Raw genomic sequence first — 14,823 nt, forward strand, 5'->3', positions numbered from 1 at the left:
TTGCCCTGAGGGCATTCCCCGTCGTCCGGCCACAGCCGCGCGGCACACAACACCCGTCCGCCGACACCGGTTTCGAGCCACACGGGCCTCGTTCCGGACGGCTCTCACCGTACCTTCACGTACCGTCCGCGGCCCCCGTGCGGGTCTCGTCCGTGCATTCCGCCGGGCACGACGCGCGTGATCAGCCGGTCAGCGACTTGCCGTCCGTGTGGTCCTGGGCCAGGGCGCGGATCGCCCGGAGGTCCTCCGTGCGGCGCAGGACCCGGGACACGGCGCCGATCTCGCGCAGCAGGTCCGTGGTGTCCCGGGCGCCGGTTCCGTCGTCCTCCCGTGCCCGGTTCCCGGCGTCGGCCGCGTCCAGGATCGCCGCGGTGGCGGCGAGCGTCTTCGCCAGGTCGGGCGGGTGGCCGAGGGTGAGGGCGGCGTCGTGGAACCGCATCCGCCGGTCCTCGTCGATGTGCCGGGCGAGCGGCAGCAGCACGTCGCGGATGAACGTCTCGCGGCGGACCAGCCGCAGCTCCGGCGTCGCGCGCAGCAGGAACGGGACCCCCGTGCCGTTGACCGTCCTCATCAGCAGGTACAGCGGCCGCAGTTCGTGCAGGGCGAGCCGGACGTGCCAGCGGCCGTGCAGGTACTGCCCGGCGTGCGGGAGGATGAAGCCGACCGCGATGAGCACGGCGGACAGGCAGGCGAGCGGCGGGGCGACGGCCGTGCTCAGCCAGTCCACGTTCCGCCCGGACCAACGGGCCACCACGGCGCTGATCTTGGCGGCGTCGAAGAACAACTGCGCCGCGTAGCCGACGCCGAGGAACTTCAGCCCCCAGCGCAGCAGCGAGTCGAGCCCGTCCGTGCGGACCCAGTTCCAGATCAGCCCGTTGGTGACCAGTGCGGCCACCGTGTGCGCGAGCAGGTACAGCACGATCACCTCGCGCATGTACGGGGTGTTCGCGTAGTAGGTGTCGAGATCCCGCAGCCGCTCCACCGGCACGTCCGCGAGGGCGAACAGCACCCACATCGCGACGATCACGCCCGAATAGACCGCCACGACCCCGCGCATCGCGCGCCGGGTGCGGTCCGAACGGTCGGACAGGCCGTTGCGCCAGGCGATGATCAGCAGCAGGCAGAAGGCACAGAAGGCGGTGAGCAGCGAGTAGACCCAGGGCCCGGAGAAGTTCGCCACCCCGGTGAGCCGGTTGACCCGGGCGATCGTCGACGGCGCCACGAACACGAACACCGCGCAGGCGAGCAGCAGCAGCCCGCCGACCGCGCGCAGCATCGGGTCCTTCCAGAGCCGGATGATGCTCGGCAGCTTGATGGCCAGCGCGGCCGCCAGGACCCCCGCGGGGATCCACCAGAAGTTCGGATAGAACTGGTTGACGAACTCGGCCGGGGTCAGCGCCACCGTCGTCACGGTGCCGCACCCCCTCGCGGCCCCCGGTAGTACAGCGACCGCTGCACGGGTTCGAGGGGTGCCGCCGGCTCGCGCCCGCCCGGCAGCAGCGCCCGGCACCCCGCCGCCAGCCGATGCCCGAAGGCGTCGGCCTCGGCCTCGTCCCGTTCCCGGGAGCCGTTGCGGGCGGCCACCGCCAGCGCTCCGTCGTCCCACTCGGGCCGGCCGGCGAACGCGTGGGCCGCCGCCACACCCTCCCCGTGGTGATGCCCGTGCCCCGCGTGCAGATGCCACAGCTCGTGCCCGAGGATGACCAACTGCTGTACCGCCTCGGCCCGTTCCTCGACGATGACGAGGTCGAAGTCCTGGAACTCCACCCACAGGCCGGTCACTTCGATCTCGTCGGGGAAGCGCTCGAAGCGCAGCTCGACGGGCCGCCCGCCGCGCCGGCTGCTCATCTCCTCGCAGAGCGCCCGGCACAAGGCTCGTACGTCGCTGGGGTACTCGGGTCTCTTCCGCACCGCGGTGGCGAGTTCGGCGGCCAGGCCGCGCATGGCCGAGCCACTGCGCGAGCGCCTGAGCGCGGCGGAGATTCGGGCGGCCCGGGCCCGCGCGCCCGCGATGTCCATCGCTCCCCCTTCTCACCGCCGGCCGACGGCCTGTCGCGGGTCCGAGACTACGCGCCCGAAAGTGTGCGCGTCATGCGATCCGACGTCCGATGTTCCATGGGGAACGACCGTTCCTGTCCGGAAAAGTCCCGACCGAACTGTGGCCCGACCATTGACGTGCCAGCGCTTCGAATTTACGGTCCCGTTCGAAGTAGCGAGCGCTATCCGAAATACCGAACGACATCGCGACCGTCATGAACTCCTACGGCATCCAGTGGGCCCAGCTCATGGCCGCAGGCCTGATGGCGGGCCTGCCCCTGATCATCGTCTTCGTGTTCTTCCAGAGGCAGACAGCGGCGGGCGTGGCCCACACGGGCCTGGCAGGCCAGTGACTGTTTCGGCAGCCGCCCACGATAGACGAACCACCCACCCCGAAAGGCGCACATGCACAAGGCCCGCTTCACCCTCGACCCCGCATTCACCGTCGGTGAGGTCAACCCTCGCCTCTTCGGCAGCTTCGTGGAACACCTCGGCCGCTGCGTCTACACCGGCATCTTCGAACCCGGCCACCCCGCAGCCGACGAAGCCGGCCTCCGCCGGGACGTCCTGGACCTCGTCAAGGAACTCGGCGTCACCGCCATCCGCTACCCCGGCGGCAACTTCGTCTCCGGCTACAAGTGGGAGGACTCCGTCGGCCCCGTCGAGGACCGGCCCCGCCGCCTCGACCTCGCCTGGCGCTCCACCGAGACCAACCGCTTCGGCCTCTCCGAGTACATCGCCTTCCTGAAGAAGATCGGCCCCCGGGCCGAGCCCATGATGGCCCTCAACCTCGGCACCCGGGGTGTCGCCGAGGCCCTCGAACTCCAGGAGTACGCCAACCACCCCGCCGGCACGGCCCTGTCCGACCTCCGTGCCGCGCACGGCGACAAGGACCCCTTCGGCATCAAGATCTGGTGCCTGGGCAACGAGATGGACGGCCCCTGGCAGACCGGCCACAAGACGGCGCAGGAGTACGGCCGGGTCGCCGCCGAGACGGCCCGCGCGATGCGCCAGATCGATCCGGGCGTCGAACTCGTCGCCTGCGGCTCCTCCAGCCAGTCCATGCCGACCTTCGCCGCCTGGGAGGCGACGGTCCTGGAGGAGACGTACGACCTCGTCGACTACATCTCCCTGCACGCCTACTACCAGCCCGAGGGCGGCGACCTCGACTCCTTCCTGGCCTCCGCCGTCGACATGGAGTCCTTCATCGAGAACGTGGTCGCCACCGCCGACCACATCGGCGCGAAGCTGAAGTCGAAGAAGAAGATCAACCTCTCCTTCGACGAGTGGAACGTCTGGTACATGTCGGAGTGGCACGAGATCGAGAACTCCGGCGCGCGGGACTGGGCCGAGGCCCCGCGCCTGCTGGAGGACAACTACAGCGTCCTGGACGCGGTCGTCTTCGGCTCGCTCCTCATCGCCCTGCTCCGGCACGCCGACCGCGTCACGGTCGCCTGCCTCGCCCAGCTCGTCAACGTCATCGCGCCGATCATGACCGAGCCCGGCGGCCCGGCCTGGCGGCAGACCACGTTCTTCCCGTTCGCGCAGGCCGCGAAGTACGGCCACGGCCGGGTCCTGGACGTCCGCGTGGACTCGCCGACGTACGAGACGCGGAAGTACGGCGAGACCGACCTGCTGCACGCCACCGCCGTGCGCGCCGAGGACGGCACCGTCACCGTCTTCGCCGTCAACCGCAGCCGCACCGACGCCCTGCCACTCGAAGTCGCCCTGAGCGCCCTCGGCCTGACGCGGGTCGTCGAGCACAGCGCCCTCGCGGACTCCGACCCCGACGCCCGCAACACCCTCGACGACCCCGAGCGGGTGGCCCCCCACCCGGTCGACGGCACGGACCTGCGGGACGGCACGCTGAGCGCCGTCCTGGAGCCGCTGTCCTGGAACGTGATCCGGCTGGCCTGACGGCCCCCGGCCGGTCCGGTCAGACCGGTTTCACGGGCACCCCTCCGGCCGCTGCACCGAGCAGCGTCAGCCGCACCTCGCCCGGCCCGGAGGGGGTGGTCCCGTCGGACAGCACCGCCAGCGCCAGGGTGTTGGCACCCCGTGTGCGCAGGATGCCGTTCGGCAGCACGAAGGTGTGCTGCGGGCCCACGTCGTTGACGTACTGGCCCATGTTCCAGCCGTTGAGGAAGATCTGGACGCGGTACGCCCGGTCGGGATCGTCGTCGAGGACGAGCCCGACCGACGCGTCGACGCCCGGGGCGACGTCCAGCCGGAAGTCCGTCCGGTACCAGGTGACGCCCTGCCGCCGGTCGGCCGCGGGGAGTTCGGCGTCCTTCCAGTCCCCGTCGTCGTACTCGGGCAGGTGCCAGCCCTCGCGCTCCCCGTGCAGCCCGCCGTTGTTCATCGGACCGCGCACGGGGTCCGGCGTGCTCGCGCCCTGGACACGCCACGTCACCCCGGGGGAGCCGCCCTCGAAGGTGACGGCGGTCAGCCCGCGCGCCGCCTTGTGCGTGTCGAGCGCCTCGCCGTCCATGTCGTGCTGCATCCGCCGGACGAGTACGGAGAGCACATGCCGGTCACGCTTCCCGTCCCGCGCCTCGCGGAACCTCTCCCGCAGCTTCTCCGGCAGGTCGAAGCCGGCCTTCGCGGTCCACGTCCCCTGCCGCGCCCGCTCCTTGTCGGGGACCGGCATGCGGTGCGTGCCCAGCGGCTCGCCGTCCAGCCAGGCCATGAGCAGGCCCTGGGTGCCCGTGCTGTAGGCGAGGGACACGGACTCGATGCCGTTCTCGTCGCTCCACTCCCCCCGGTACCAGACGTCGCCGTAGTGGAAGCCGTAGTCGTCCGCGAACAGGACGGGCTGTCCGTCGGGCACGGGCGTGGTGCTGAACGTGGTCTCCTTGTCGGCCGTCGTCCAGTCCGAGTCGTCGAAGTCCGGCTCGGCCTCCGGGTTCCCGGCCCGTCGCCGCCAGCCGTCCAGCGCGGGCAGCGCCGGCCGGGCCACCGCGGGCAGCGGCCGCAGCGCCAGCAGACTGCCGGAGGCGCTGATCCGGGTGGGGACCGGGCGTCCGTTCCAGGTGACGTGGGTGATCCCGCGCGGCCCCCACACCTCCAGGCCGGTCGCGCCGGTGGTGTCGCCGGTGAGGTGGACCGTGGAGCCGCGCAGCTCGGCCGAGCGCAGCAGGGCGGGGCCGTAGACGAGGAGCGGGCCGGACGGGGTCTCGTGGGGCCACAGCCGCAGGGCGGTGGCGTCGTCGGCGAACAGCACCAGCATCGGCGTGTCCACGCCGTCGCCCTCGACCCGCACCCGGCTCAGCCCGCCGGCGCCGAGCGGAGCGGTGATGTTCAGCTTGTTGAGGTTCCAGGACCACGCGGGCTCCGCGTCCAGCCGCATGGGGGTCGGCTCGTCGGGGCACTCCAGCACGACCTGCGCGAGATCGCCCCGCCGGCCCGCGAACACGGCGATGTCCTGCCGTCCGGCGGTCAGGCTCAGCATCGGCTGCACGGTGGCGTGCACCAGCGTCCGCTTCCCGAGCCTCAGATCGGCGGCGATCAGCTTGGCGTCCCGCGCGGGCACCATGACCGGCACGTCGATCCCGGCGTCCGGCAGCGTCACGGAGACCGCCTCGGCGGAGTCGTTGCGCAGGACGTAGAAGCGGGCCCCGGTGTCGGGGTTGGCCAGGGGATAGACCTTGATCCGCTCGTCGGTCGCGCGCACGGACTTCACCCGGTTCAGTCTGGCGAGGTCGGGCACGGACCGCAGCAACTGCCCGATCTGGTGCATCGGGGCGAGCTTCGGGGTGGCGTTGCGGGCCTCGTCGAACGCGGCGCCGTAGTCGTACGAGGTGTAGACGGCCGGCGCGGGCAGCCAGCCCCAGGAGGTGCCGCCGTACGTCATGTAGACGTTGTGCAGGGTGATGCCGTTGGCGAGGTTGGTGAGGTAGAAGCGCCGCTCGTACGCCGCGTCCCGGGTCCGGCGCGCCTCGGCGTACCCCTTGCTGCCGAATGTGGACCCGCCCCACGGGTCGAACCAGCCCCCGCCGAACTCGGGCACGAACCCGGGCGTCTTCGGGCTGGCCGTGGCGCCGCCGGTCCTGCCTCCGGTCCCGAACGACCCCCAGTCCGGCGGCACCTCGTCCGGCTCCGGGTACCCGTCGAACCCGTACAGCCAGCGCCCCTTCTCGCCGCCGGTGCCGAACGAGCCGGGCGCCCAGTAGCCGTTCCTGCCCTTGTCGTTGTGGAACAGCGGCACGTCGATGCCGTCGGCGCGGACCTTCTCGTACAGGTACGACATGTAGGCGCGCGCGGACGGCTCGTCGACGTGCGCGTCGTACTCGTTCTCGATCTGGTAGAGCAGCACCGTGCCCGTGCCCCGGGTGAACAGGCGCTTCGCGACGATGGCGTTGACGGCGGTCAGCCACTCGTCGACGTAGCGCAGGTACGTCGGGTCGGAGGTCCGCGCCCGGCCCTCGGTGGCGGTCAGCCAGCCGGGGAAGCCGCCGGCGTCGACCTCGGCGTTGATGTACGGCCCGGGCCGCAGGATCACGTACATCCCCGTCTCGGCGGCCGTCCGCAGGAACAGGTCCAGGTCGCGCACGCCGGTGAAGTCGTAGCGGCCGGGGGCGGGGGAGTGGTGGTTCCAGGCGACGTATGCGCTGACGGCGTTGTAGCCGTGGGCGCGCATCTTCTCCAGCACGTCCCGCCACAGCGAGGGGCTCGGCAGCCGGAAGGGGTGCATCTCGCCCGACCAGAGGACCAGGCGGCGGCCGTCGACGATCAGCGAGTGGTGGTCGAAGCCGATCTCGTGCGGCCTGCCGTCCGCGCTCGGTACCGGGGGCGGCGGGCCGGTGGGCGCGGTGCGTGCCGGGTTGGCGGAGGTCGGCGACCCGCTGCCGGTCAGCGCGAAGCCGAGCGCCGCCGTGCCGGCCAGAGCGTGGAAGGTACGCCTGCTGAGCTCCAAGGGAGCGCCTCCTGTTGTGCCATGCGTTACGTGGTGCGCGTGCTTGTCGTACGGGGTGGGTGTGCTCGGTGTGGTGCGGGGTGGGTGTGCTCGGTGTGGTGCGGGGTGGGTGTGCTCGATGTGGTGCGGGGTGCGTGTGCTCAATGTCTACAGGGTGACGGCCACAATGGTCCTATGAGGATCTCGGCACGTGCGGACTACGCGGTACGAGCGGTCGTGGAGCTGGCCGTCCGGCAGGGGGAGGGGCCGGTCAAGGCGGAGGCCGTCGCCACCGCGCAGGACATCCCCCACAAGTTCCTGGAGGGGATCCTCGGCGACCTGCGGCGCGGCGGCGTCGTCGACAGCCGGCGCGGCGGGGGCGGCGGCTACCGGCTGGCCCGGGAAGCCGCGGAGATCACGGTCGCGGACGTGATCCGGGCCGTGGACGGGCCGATCGTGTCGGTGCGCGGCGAGCGGCCGACCGGCCTCGCCTACTCCGGCACCGCCGAGCCGCTGCTGCCGCTGTGGATCGCCCTGCGGGCCAACGTCCGCAGGATCCTGGAGGGCGTGACGATCGCCGACCTCGCGGCCGGGGCGCTGCCGGAGCCGGTGGAGCGGCTCGCGGCGGAACCGGCGGCCTGGGAGAACCCCTGAGGGGCGGCGGCCGTGCGCGGCGCTGTGCGCGCTGTGCGTGATCCTCATTCCGTCCTCGGGATGTCCTCGGTCTGACGCACTGGTGCAACGCACCCTATGCGTCCGCCGGTACCGGGTGAATTCCCGCCAGTGTGAATGGCCGGAGAGCGACCTGGTCCACCCCTGTCGCCCTGCGTACGATGCGACCGCTCCCGCTCTTCACACCTCCTTCATGGAATGGTCACAGGCCGGGGGTGCGTGTACTTGTTGCTTTGACATGTGCATGCTCATTCACCTTCACGATCCACCCCCCACGAACGGATGGGAGAACCATGGCCGGTGGCCTGCTCCTGAGCGGCGCGATCGCCGCGCTGCTCACCAGCGCACTTCCCGCATCATCCCCGTCCTCCGGGTTCGACGACCCGCCCCCGGACAAGATCATCATCCAGGTCGCCACGGTGAACGGCTCCGGCTGCCCGCAGGGCACGGCAGCGGTCGCCGTCTCCGAGGACAACACGGCGTTCACGGTCACCTACAGCGACTACCTCGCCCAGGCCGGCGGGAACTCCGACCCGACCGCGTTCCGCAGGAACTGCCAGCTCAACCTGAAGGTGCACGTCCCCGGCGGCTTCACCTACGCCATCGCCAGCGCGGACTACCGGGGATTCGCCTCCCTCCAGCGCGGCGCGAGCGCCACCCAGCGGGCCTCGTACTACTTCCAGGGCTCGCCCAGCACGGTGTACAAGAACCACCCCTTCAGCGGCCCCCTCAACGACAACTGGCAGGCCACCGACGAGACGGACTGGGCCCAGCTGGTCTACGCACCCTGCGGAGTGCAGCGCAACTTCAACATCAACACCGAGATCCGCGTCAACGCCGGCACCCAGTCGGCCGACAAGGTCAGCTTCATGACGATGGACTCCACGGACGGGGACATCAGCACGGTGTACCACCTGGCGTGGAAGGAGTGCCCGAAGAAGTCGTGACGGTGTGAACGGGGGTGGCTCACCGGGTCCGCCCGACAACGGGCACGGTGAGCCACCCTTGGTGTTGAGTTCAGGAGATCGCCTTGATCGCCTGCCATCCTCCCGCGCGTGACCCCGGGGCTCTTGACGTGGAAGCGACAGGGGTAGACCGGCCCGGGGTTGCCGCCCACGTCGTAGGCCCGCACGTAGAGCGTGTGCGGTCCGGGCGTGAGCGGCGTTACTTTCTGCTTCACGGAGCCGCGCTTGGCAGGCTTCTCGTCCGTCGGCTGGCTCGGCGGAGTTCGGTGTCGTAGGCACGTGGGGTGCAGGGACCGGTTAGTCGTGAAGAGGACCAGTGCTGAGCGGCCTGCACACGCTGAGGTGGCCGTCTCAGCAGATCACTTGCCGGGGCGGGTGGCGGGCTCCGCCGAGGTCCTCGCCGACCAGTGGAGTCGGGACGTCAAGTCCCGTCTGCCGCTGGCGCCGGAAGAGTTCAACGCCGCGATGGAACGCGCCCTGGCGGCGCTGATGGCGGCCTGAGGGGCCCCTCGGGCCGCACGGCCTTCGGCCCGCTGCTTCTCCATCGGCCTTCACTCGCCCACCGCCTCCGCGCATCTGAAACTCGGTGTGCGGGTGATCGGAAGCAACATCAGCGTCCAGGCCGAGTCTCTGCCGCGTTCTCAGGTTGCAGGGCGCGGCCACCCGGCTCAGTTCTCGGCTGGGGGCGCGAGGGCGGCGGACACGGAAGCGACGAAGGCCTCCGGGTTGTCCAGCATGATGTTGTGGCCGCAGTCGGGGATCGGGACGACGGACACGCCGGCTTCCGTGAGGGCCGCGGCGCCCAGCAGCGGGCCCTCGGACTCGGGGAGCAGGAAGGTGCGGGGGATCTTCAGGTCCAGGAGGAGTTCGCGCATGGTGGGGACCGTGCCGCGGGTGAGGTGGAACGCGCTGCGGTGCAGGGCCTCGCGGCCGGCCAGGCGCATCGTGGACCACCAGTGCTCGCCGACCCGGTCGCGGACCTCCTCCCAGCCGCCGTCCAGGAACTGCTGCTCGGAGTAGGCGGCGATGCCGCTGCTGCCCGAGGAGCCGGGGGTGCGCGGGATCGGGTCCAGGTTCGCGTCGATCAGGACCAGGCGGGAGACCAGATGGGGATGGCGGGCCGCCAGGACGATCGCCACCGAGCCGCCCATGCTGTGCGCGATCACGTCGGCGGCCGAGACACCCGCCGCCGTCAGGGCGTTGGCGAGCGCGTCGGCGTGGGATTCCAGGGTGTAGTCGAAGTGCGTCGGGCGATCGCTGATGCCGTGGCCCAGGAGGTCCAGGAGCAGCGAGCGGTGCCCGGTCAGCTTCGGGTCGACCGCGACGGAGGTGAAGTAGGCCGGGGATGTGGCGCCCAGCCCGTGCACGTAGACGCGTGGCGGTTCCTGTCCCGGCAGTTCGACCCAGCGGATTCGGTCGCCTTCGGGGGTCACGGCGGCGCTGCGCACGGTCTGCTCTCCTGTGGTCACGACGACGGGAGACACGAGCGTAGCCACCGAGGTTGGATGAGCCATGGAGTTTTTCTGCTACCACCGCGACCGGCCCGGCTCCCTGCCCTTGCGTGAGGAGTTGGGGGAGGCGCACTGGACCTATATGGACCGCTACGAGGCGGAGTTGATCGCCCGGGGGCCGACCTTCGCGGATGACGGCGAGACGCCGACCGGCAGTGTGCACATCGTCGACCTGCCGGATGCCGCCGCCGCCCGGTCGTTCGCCTTCGACGAGCCCAACTATCAGGCCGGGGTGTACCGGGATGTGCTGCTGCGGCGGTGGCGCAATCTGCTGGGGCGGACCATGTGGGAGTTTCCCGGTGGGGCGAGCGGTGGGGATCGGTTCCTGGTGCTCGGATTCGGGGCGGGAGCCGCCGTCGATCTCGATGTGCCGTATGAGCGCGATGAGTTGATCGCGTACGGGCCTTTGCTGTCCGACGACGGTGACGTGTGGGTGGGTACGGCCGCACTGGTCCGGGCCTCCGGCGCGGAGGAGGCGCGTGCCGTGCTGAACGAGGGGCGGTACGCCGGCATCGAGGTGCACGCCTGGGAGTTCGGCGGGCGGCGGTGAGGAGGGCCTGTCGGTCCCCCGAGGGTCAGGCGTCGAGGCTCGGTGCCGTGGCGCGGGGTTCCGTCGGGATGCTGCCGCGGAGGCGTTGCAGGCGACGCCCAGTGCGAAGGTGTTGGCGCAGCCGGCCTTGCGGGCGATGGAGCCGAGGGGCCGGAATCCCACCCGGCACCCTGAAATGATCTGCGCCGCACCGGTGTTGGCGATGTCATGACACAGAGACCGACACCCCGCCTCCTGTCCGACGCAGCCCTCTCCGACCTGCTCGCCGCGCAGCAGTTCGGCACGCTCGCCACCGTCAAGCGCAGCGGCCACCCCCACCTGACCACCATGGTGTACAGCTGGGACGCCGCGTCCCGCACCGTGCGGTTCTCGACGACGGCCGACCGCGTCAAGGTCAAGCACCTACGGCGCGAACCGCGTGCGGCGCTGCACGTACAGGGCGGGGACGTCTGGTCGTTCGCCGTCGCGGAGGGTGATGCCGAGGTCTCCGACGTCACTACGGTCCCCGGCGACGCGGTCGGCCGGGAACTGCTCGCGATGATCCCGGCGGGCGCCGAACCGGAGGACGAGGACGCCTTCCTCCGGCAACTGGTCGACGAGCGGCGCGTCGTCATCCGGCTGAAGGTGGACCGGCTGTACGGGACCGCGCTCGACATCGAGGGATAGGGCTGCGGCAGATGAGCGCATGAACGCACAACGGGGCAGCACTGATGACCCATCCCTCGCGGACCTCGCCCGGCGACTCCCCGCCGCGGACACCGGCGGCTGGACGCCGGACGGGGTGAACTCCCCGGCGGAAGGGCTCGGCTGGGCCCGGGGCGGCACGGCGGACCACCCCGTCCTGGTCACCGGCCGGCCCACGGGCGACGCCCGTCTGCGGCCCGTCGGCCCAGGCTCGGCATCAACCTGCTGAACTGGAACAGCGGTTGGCCGGTCGCCTACTGACCCTGGAAAGTGACAGCGGTGCGGTCCCCCAGGGGCGCGGGGAACTGCGCGACCAGCCACCCCGCACCCGCACCCGCCGGGCTACCCGGCCTGCCCCATCCCCGCCGCGTTGGGCCAGCTCTGCGCGGCGGGCCACCCCGTGGCAGGCGCCGGCGTCAGCCCGTTCGTGCCCCGCACCTGAGCGGCCGTCAGACCACCCCGGGCCGGGACACCGGGCGGTGTGGGCCCGGTGAACGGGGCGGCCATGGGCGAAGGCGCGGGGACGGGGGCCGGAGCGGGGGCGGGGGCAGGGGCCGGAGCGGGAACCGGCGCCGGAGCCTGGGCCACCGGGGCCAGGGGCGGCGCCGGTGCGGCCACCGGCTGGGGAGCGGGCTGCGGCACCGCCTGCGGCATCTGGGGCTGCGGCACCTGCGGCTGGGGCATCTGCGCCGCAACCGGCATCGGCATCCCGCCGCCCGCACCCGCCGGTACGGCGGACGCGGCGGCGGGGAGCGGCATGCCGATGCCGGTGGCCGGAGTGGGCGCCGGGGCGGGGGCCGCCGCGGCGGGAGCGAACCCCGCCCCACCCATGCTGGCGGCCGCCGGGGCCGGCCCCGGCCCCCCGGTCCCCGTGGGCGCGGCAGCAGCAGGCGCCGCGGCCATCCCCACCGCCTGCGCCGCGAGCCCCCGCATGCCCGACCCGTTCGTCTCGCTCACCAGGCGGTCCACGGCCGCCGTGCCCGAGCTGTAGCTGGTCCCATTGCCCAGCTCGGGCACGGCGGCTCCCCTCCTGGACGTCCCGTAGAGCACCTGTTCCAGGCCGGACACCAGGCGACGCACGTCCACCTGGGGGCGCACCACGAGACGCAGGAAGCGACTGGACGAGCCGATCTTGTTGCCGCACTCGCGGACCAGGATCCGGTGCTCGGTGAGCATCCGGTCCCGGACGACGGTGCCCTCGGCACCCACGGGGAGGCGCACGAAGAGGAAGTTGCCCTGCGACGGGTAGACCGTCAGCCCGGGCAGGGAAGAGAGCTGGCCGGACATGTCGAGGCGGTCGCGGCGGACCTGCTGGAGGCTCTGCGCGTACTCGGCGCCGTGCTCCTTGAGCATGAAGACGACGTGCTCGGCGAAGGAGTTGAGGTTCCACTTGGGGAGCATCGAGCGGATGCGGCCCGCGAGCGCCGGGTTGGCGACCAGGTAGCCGAAACGGATGCCGTGCAGGCCGAAGTTCTTGCCGAGGCTGCGCAGCACGACGACGTTGGGCCGCAGCATCGCCTCCTGCACGACGGACGGTTCGGCCTCGGCGTCCGCGAACTCCAGGAACGACTCGTCGATGACGACCAGGTCGAGGTCGGCCATGGCGTCCATGAACTGGACGATGGCGTGCTTGTGCAGGAAGCCGCCGTCGGGGTTGTTCGGGTTGCAGATGACGGCGACCCGGGTGCCGCGGGCCCGGATGAACTCGGCGTACTGCGCGAGGTCGAGGGCGAAGCCGCTGGACTCCTGGAGCGGGAACATGTCGACCCGCTTGCCGGTCTCCATGGGCTGGTCGGTCCAGCGGCCGAAGGTGGGGACGGGCACGGCGAGGGACTCGCGCACCAGCAGGTGATCGATCCAGGTGATGAGCTCGGTGGAGCCGTTGCCCATGGCCACGCACTGCGGCGGCAGCTGGAGCAGGCTGCACAGTTCGGCCGTGATCGTGTCGGCGCTGCTCGGGTAGTACGTGATGATGTCGCGCAGCCGGCCCGCCATGTCGTCGAACATGGCCGGGGTCGGGAAGTACGGGTTGCAGGGGATACAGAAGTCCACGGGGCCGGCTCCCTCGCCGCCCTCACGTGTCAGAGCCGCCATCGACGGGCTGTGTGCCGCGGTACTGCGGAACAGCGACGTGACGTTGTCGGCCATGGAACCTCCGTATGAGGCGGGTCCGTTGGGGACGGCCGGACCCGACGTTTAAGGGCGGCCCGCGCGGGGGAGCGCGGGCCGCCCTTTCATACGGAGACCACGGTGACACCGTTCAACCGTCGGTAAAACGGCTGGAACGTGTGACCATTTCGTGAAGGCCTGTCAGGGGCCTCAGCAGCCGAACGTGTGGATGGTCGTCGTCCGGTACGTCTGCCCCGGTCGCAGCACCGTCGACGGGAACTTCGGCTTGTTCGGCGAGTCCGGGAAGTGCTGCGTCTCCAGGCACAGCGCGTCGCCCTGCCGGTAGGTGCGCCCGGACGGGCCGGTCAGCGTGCCGTCGAGGAAGTTGCCGGAGTAGAACTGAAGGCCCGGCTCGTTCGTGGCGATCTTCATCGTGCGCCCGGAGGCCGGGTCACGCAGGGTGGCGACGTGCTCGGGGCGGGCGGTGATGCCCTTGTCGAGGACCCAGTTGTGGTCGAAGCCCTTGGCGGTCACCAGCTGCGGGTGGGAGACGCGGATGTCCCGGCCGATCGGCTTGGCCTTGCGGAAGTCGAAGGGGGTGCCCGCGACCTTGGCCAGCTCGCCCGTGGGGATCAGGCCCGAATCGGTGGGCGTGTAGCGGGAGGCCGCGATCTGGAGCTCGTGGTCCTCGATCGTGCCGCTGCCCTCGCCGGCCAGGTTGAAGTAGACGTGGCTGGTGAGGTTGACGACGGTGGCCTTGTCCGTGGTGGCCGCGTAGTCGATGCGCCATTCACCGTGCCGGGTGAGCGTGTACGTCACCTTCGTCCTGAGCGTGCCCGGGTAGCCCATCTCGCCGTCGACGCTCGTGTAGTACAGGTGCAGACCGACGTCGGAGCCCTTGGTGAACGGCTCGACGTCCCACACGCGCTTGTCGAAGCCCTGGGTGCCGCCGTGCAGGCTCTGCTCACCGTCGTTCACGGACAGCTGGTAGTTCTTGCCGTCGAGCGTGAACTTGCCCTTGCCGATGCGGTTGCCGTAGCGGCCGATCAGCGCGCCGAAGTACGGGGTCTTCGCGACGTAGTCCGCGAGGTTGTCGAAGCCCGCGGAGACGTTGGCGTACCGGCCGCGACGGTCGGGGATCTCCAGGGACTGGACGACACCGCCCCAGGAGAGGACCTTCAGGCGGGTGCCGCCGTTCTCCAGCGACCAGCTGTAGACCTTGGTGCCGTCGGCGAGCTTGCCGAAGAGCGTCTTCACCGGCTTCCTGCCTCCCGTGGCGTGCGCCGTGCCGCCGAGCGTGGTGGCGGCCATCCCCGCCGCTGCTCCCGCGATGACCGTGCGTCTGTTCAGTTCCATCTGTGCGGCTCCCGCATATGGAGAGGGCCCCGCCTTCCAGCGGGG

The 14,823-nt window shown here is 71.2% G+C and carries 13 protein-coding genes and 1 pseudogene; 8 read left to right on the top strand and 6 right to left on the bottom strand.

From position 1 onward, the window contains the following. Positions 1 to 181 precede the first annotated feature (181 nt). A complete protein-coding gene (locus AB0E85_RS14355; RefSeq protein WP_361926056.1) occupies positions 182 to 1,411 on the bottom strand; it encodes a DUF6545 domain-containing protein in 1,230 nt (409 codons plus the stop codon). Beyond that, on the bottom strand, positions 1,408 to 2,019 hold the full coding sequence (locus tag AB0E85_RS14360) for a toxin-antitoxin system, toxin component family protein (protein ID WP_361926058.1): 612 nt from the start codon (positions 2,017 to 2,019) through the stop codon (positions 1,408 to 1,410). Before AB0E85_RS14360 ends, AB0E85_RS14355 begins: the two co-directional genes overlap by 4 nt. Positions 2,020 to 2,228: 209 nt before the next feature. Between AB0E85_RS14360 and AB0E85_RS14365 the strand changes: the two are divergent. Together AB0E85_RS14365 and AB0E85_RS14370 are read left to right on the top strand one after the other, a co-directional pair. Next, a pseudogene (locus AB0E85_RS14365) lies at positions 2,229 to 2,390 on the top strand (carbohydrate ABC transporter permease); the annotation flags it as partial. Between the two features lie 52 nt (positions 2,391 to 2,442). Further along, entirely contained in the window at positions 2,443 to 3,954 is a 1,512-nt protein-coding gene (locus tag AB0E85_RS14370) for an alpha-N-arabinofuranosidase (RefSeq protein ID WP_361926060.1), read from the top strand. 19 nt (positions 3,955 to 3,973) lie between these two features. Here the strand turns inward: AB0E85_RS14370 and AB0E85_RS14375 are convergent, their stop codons facing one another. Next, positions 3,974 to 6,952: a beta-galactosidase gene (locus AB0E85_RS14375; RefSeq protein WP_361926062.1), complete on the bottom strand. Its 2,979-nt coding sequence runs from the start codon at positions 6,950 to 6,952 to the stop codon at positions 3,974 to 3,976. 174 nt (positions 6,953 to 7,126) lie between these two features. On the opposite strand from AB0E85_RS14375, the gene AB0E85_RS14380 reads away from it, so the two are divergent. From AB0E85_RS14380 to AB0E85_RS14390, 3 genes are all read left to right on the top strand, one after another. Continuing rightward, on the top strand, positions 7,127 to 7,585 hold the full coding sequence (locus AB0E85_RS14380) for an Rrf2 family transcriptional regulator (protein WP_020272842.1): 459 nt from the start codon (positions 7,127 to 7,129) through the stop codon (positions 7,583 to 7,585). Positions 7,586 to 7,896: 311 nt separating this feature from the next. Then, positions 7,897 to 8,550, top strand: coding sequence for a DUF4360 domain-containing protein (locus AB0E85_RS14385; RefSeq protein ID WP_361926064.1), 654 nt, complete (start codon positions 7,897 to 7,899; stop codon positions 8,548 to 8,550). 360 nt (positions 8,551 to 8,910) lie between these two features. After that, positions 8,911 to 9,069 (top strand): hypothetical protein, encoded by a 159-nt coding sequence (locus AB0E85_RS14390; protein ID WP_361926066.1) that lies wholly within the window; start codon positions 8,911 to 8,913, stop codon positions 9,067 to 9,069. Positions 9,070 to 9,236: 167 nt separating this feature from the next. Here AB0E85_RS14390 and AB0E85_RS14395 read toward each other — a convergent pair whose 3' ends face one another. Further along, on the bottom strand, positions 9,237 to 10,016 hold the full coding sequence (locus AB0E85_RS14395; protein ID WP_361926194.1) for an alpha/beta hydrolase: 780 nt from the start codon (positions 10,014 to 10,016) through the stop codon (positions 9,237 to 9,239). Between the two features lie 64 nt (positions 10,017 to 10,080). Between AB0E85_RS14395 and AB0E85_RS14400 the strand changes: the two genes are divergently transcribed. The 3 genes from AB0E85_RS14400 to AB0E85_RS14410 all read left to right on the top strand — a co-directional run bounded on the left by AB0E85_RS14400 (position 10,081) and on the right by AB0E85_RS14410 (position 11,542). Further along, positions 10,081 to 10,629 carry a YciI family protein gene (locus tag AB0E85_RS14400; RefSeq protein ID WP_361926068.1) on the top strand — a complete coding sequence of 183 codons (549 nt, stop codon included), beginning with the start codon at positions 10,081 to 10,083 and terminating at the stop codon, positions 10,627 to 10,629. Positions 10,630 to 10,836: 207 nt separating this feature from the next. Further along, positions 10,837 to 11,295 carry a PPOX class F420-dependent oxidoreductase gene (locus AB0E85_RS14405; protein WP_361926070.1) on the top strand — a complete coding sequence of 153 codons (459 nt, stop codon included), beginning with the start codon at positions 10,837 to 10,839 and terminating at the stop codon, positions 11,293 to 11,295. A 19-nt stretch (positions 11,296 to 11,314) separates the two neighbouring features. After that, positions 11,315 to 11,542 (top strand): hypothetical protein, encoded by a 228-nt coding sequence (locus tag AB0E85_RS14410; RefSeq protein ID WP_361926072.1) that lies wholly within the window; start codon positions 11,315 to 11,317, stop codon positions 11,540 to 11,542. 113 nt (positions 11,543 to 11,655) lie between these two features. Here AB0E85_RS14410 and AB0E85_RS14415 read toward each other — a convergent pair whose 3' ends face one another. Both AB0E85_RS14415 and AB0E85_RS14420 read right to left on the bottom strand, forming a co-directional pair. Further along, entirely contained in the window at positions 11,656 to 13,461 is a 1,806-nt protein-coding gene (locus tag AB0E85_RS14415) for a histidinol-phosphate transaminase (RefSeq protein ID WP_361926074.1), read from the bottom strand. Positions 13,462 to 13,632: 171 nt separating this feature from the next. Further along, positions 13,633 to 14,778, bottom strand: a complete 1,146-nt coding sequence (locus AB0E85_RS14420; protein ID WP_361926076.1) for an aldose epimerase family protein — start codon at positions 14,776 to 14,778, stop codon at positions 13,633 to 13,635. Positions 14,779 to 14,823 lie beyond the last annotated feature (45 nt).

It is taken from the genome of Streptomyces sp. NPDC029044, assembly GCF_040637495.1.
GTDB lineage: Bacteria > Actinomycetota > Actinomycetes > Streptomycetales > Streptomycetaceae > Streptomyces.

Coding starts and splice junctions, on each gene's coding strand:
- AB0E85_RS14410 (WP_361926072.1), top strand. CDS start 11,315: ATGAACGCACAACGGGGCAGCACTGATGACCCATCCCTCGCGGACCTC.
- AB0E85_RS14385 (WP_361926064.1), top strand. CDS start 7,897: ATGGCCGGTGGCCTGCTCCTGAGCGGCGCGATCGCCGCGCTGCTCACC.
- AB0E85_RS14380 (WP_020272842.1), top strand. CDS start 7,127: ATGAGGATCTCGGCACGTGCGGACTACGCGGTACGAGCGGTCGTGGAG.
- AB0E85_RS14400 (WP_361926068.1), top strand. CDS start 10,081: ATGGAGTTTTTCTGCTACCACCGCGACCGGCCCGGCTCCCTGCCCTTG.
- AB0E85_RS14405 (WP_361926070.1), top strand. CDS start 10,837: ATGACACAGAGACCGACACCCCGCCTCCTGTCCGACGCAGCCCTCTCC.
- AB0E85_RS14360 (WP_361926058.1), bottom strand. CDS start 2,019: ATGGACATCGCGGGCGCGCGGGCCCGGGCCGCCCGAATCTCCGCCGCG.
- AB0E85_RS14370 (WP_361926060.1), top strand. CDS start 2,443: ATGCACAAGGCCCGCTTCACCCTCGACCCCGCATTCACCGTCGGTGAG.
- AB0E85_RS14415 (WP_361926074.1), bottom strand. CDS start 13,461: ATGGCCGACAACGTCACGTCGCTGTTCCGCAGTACCGCGGCACACAGC.
- AB0E85_RS14420 (WP_361926076.1), bottom strand. CDS start 14,778: ATGGAACTGAACAGACGCACGGTCATCGCGGGAGCAGCGGCGGGGATG.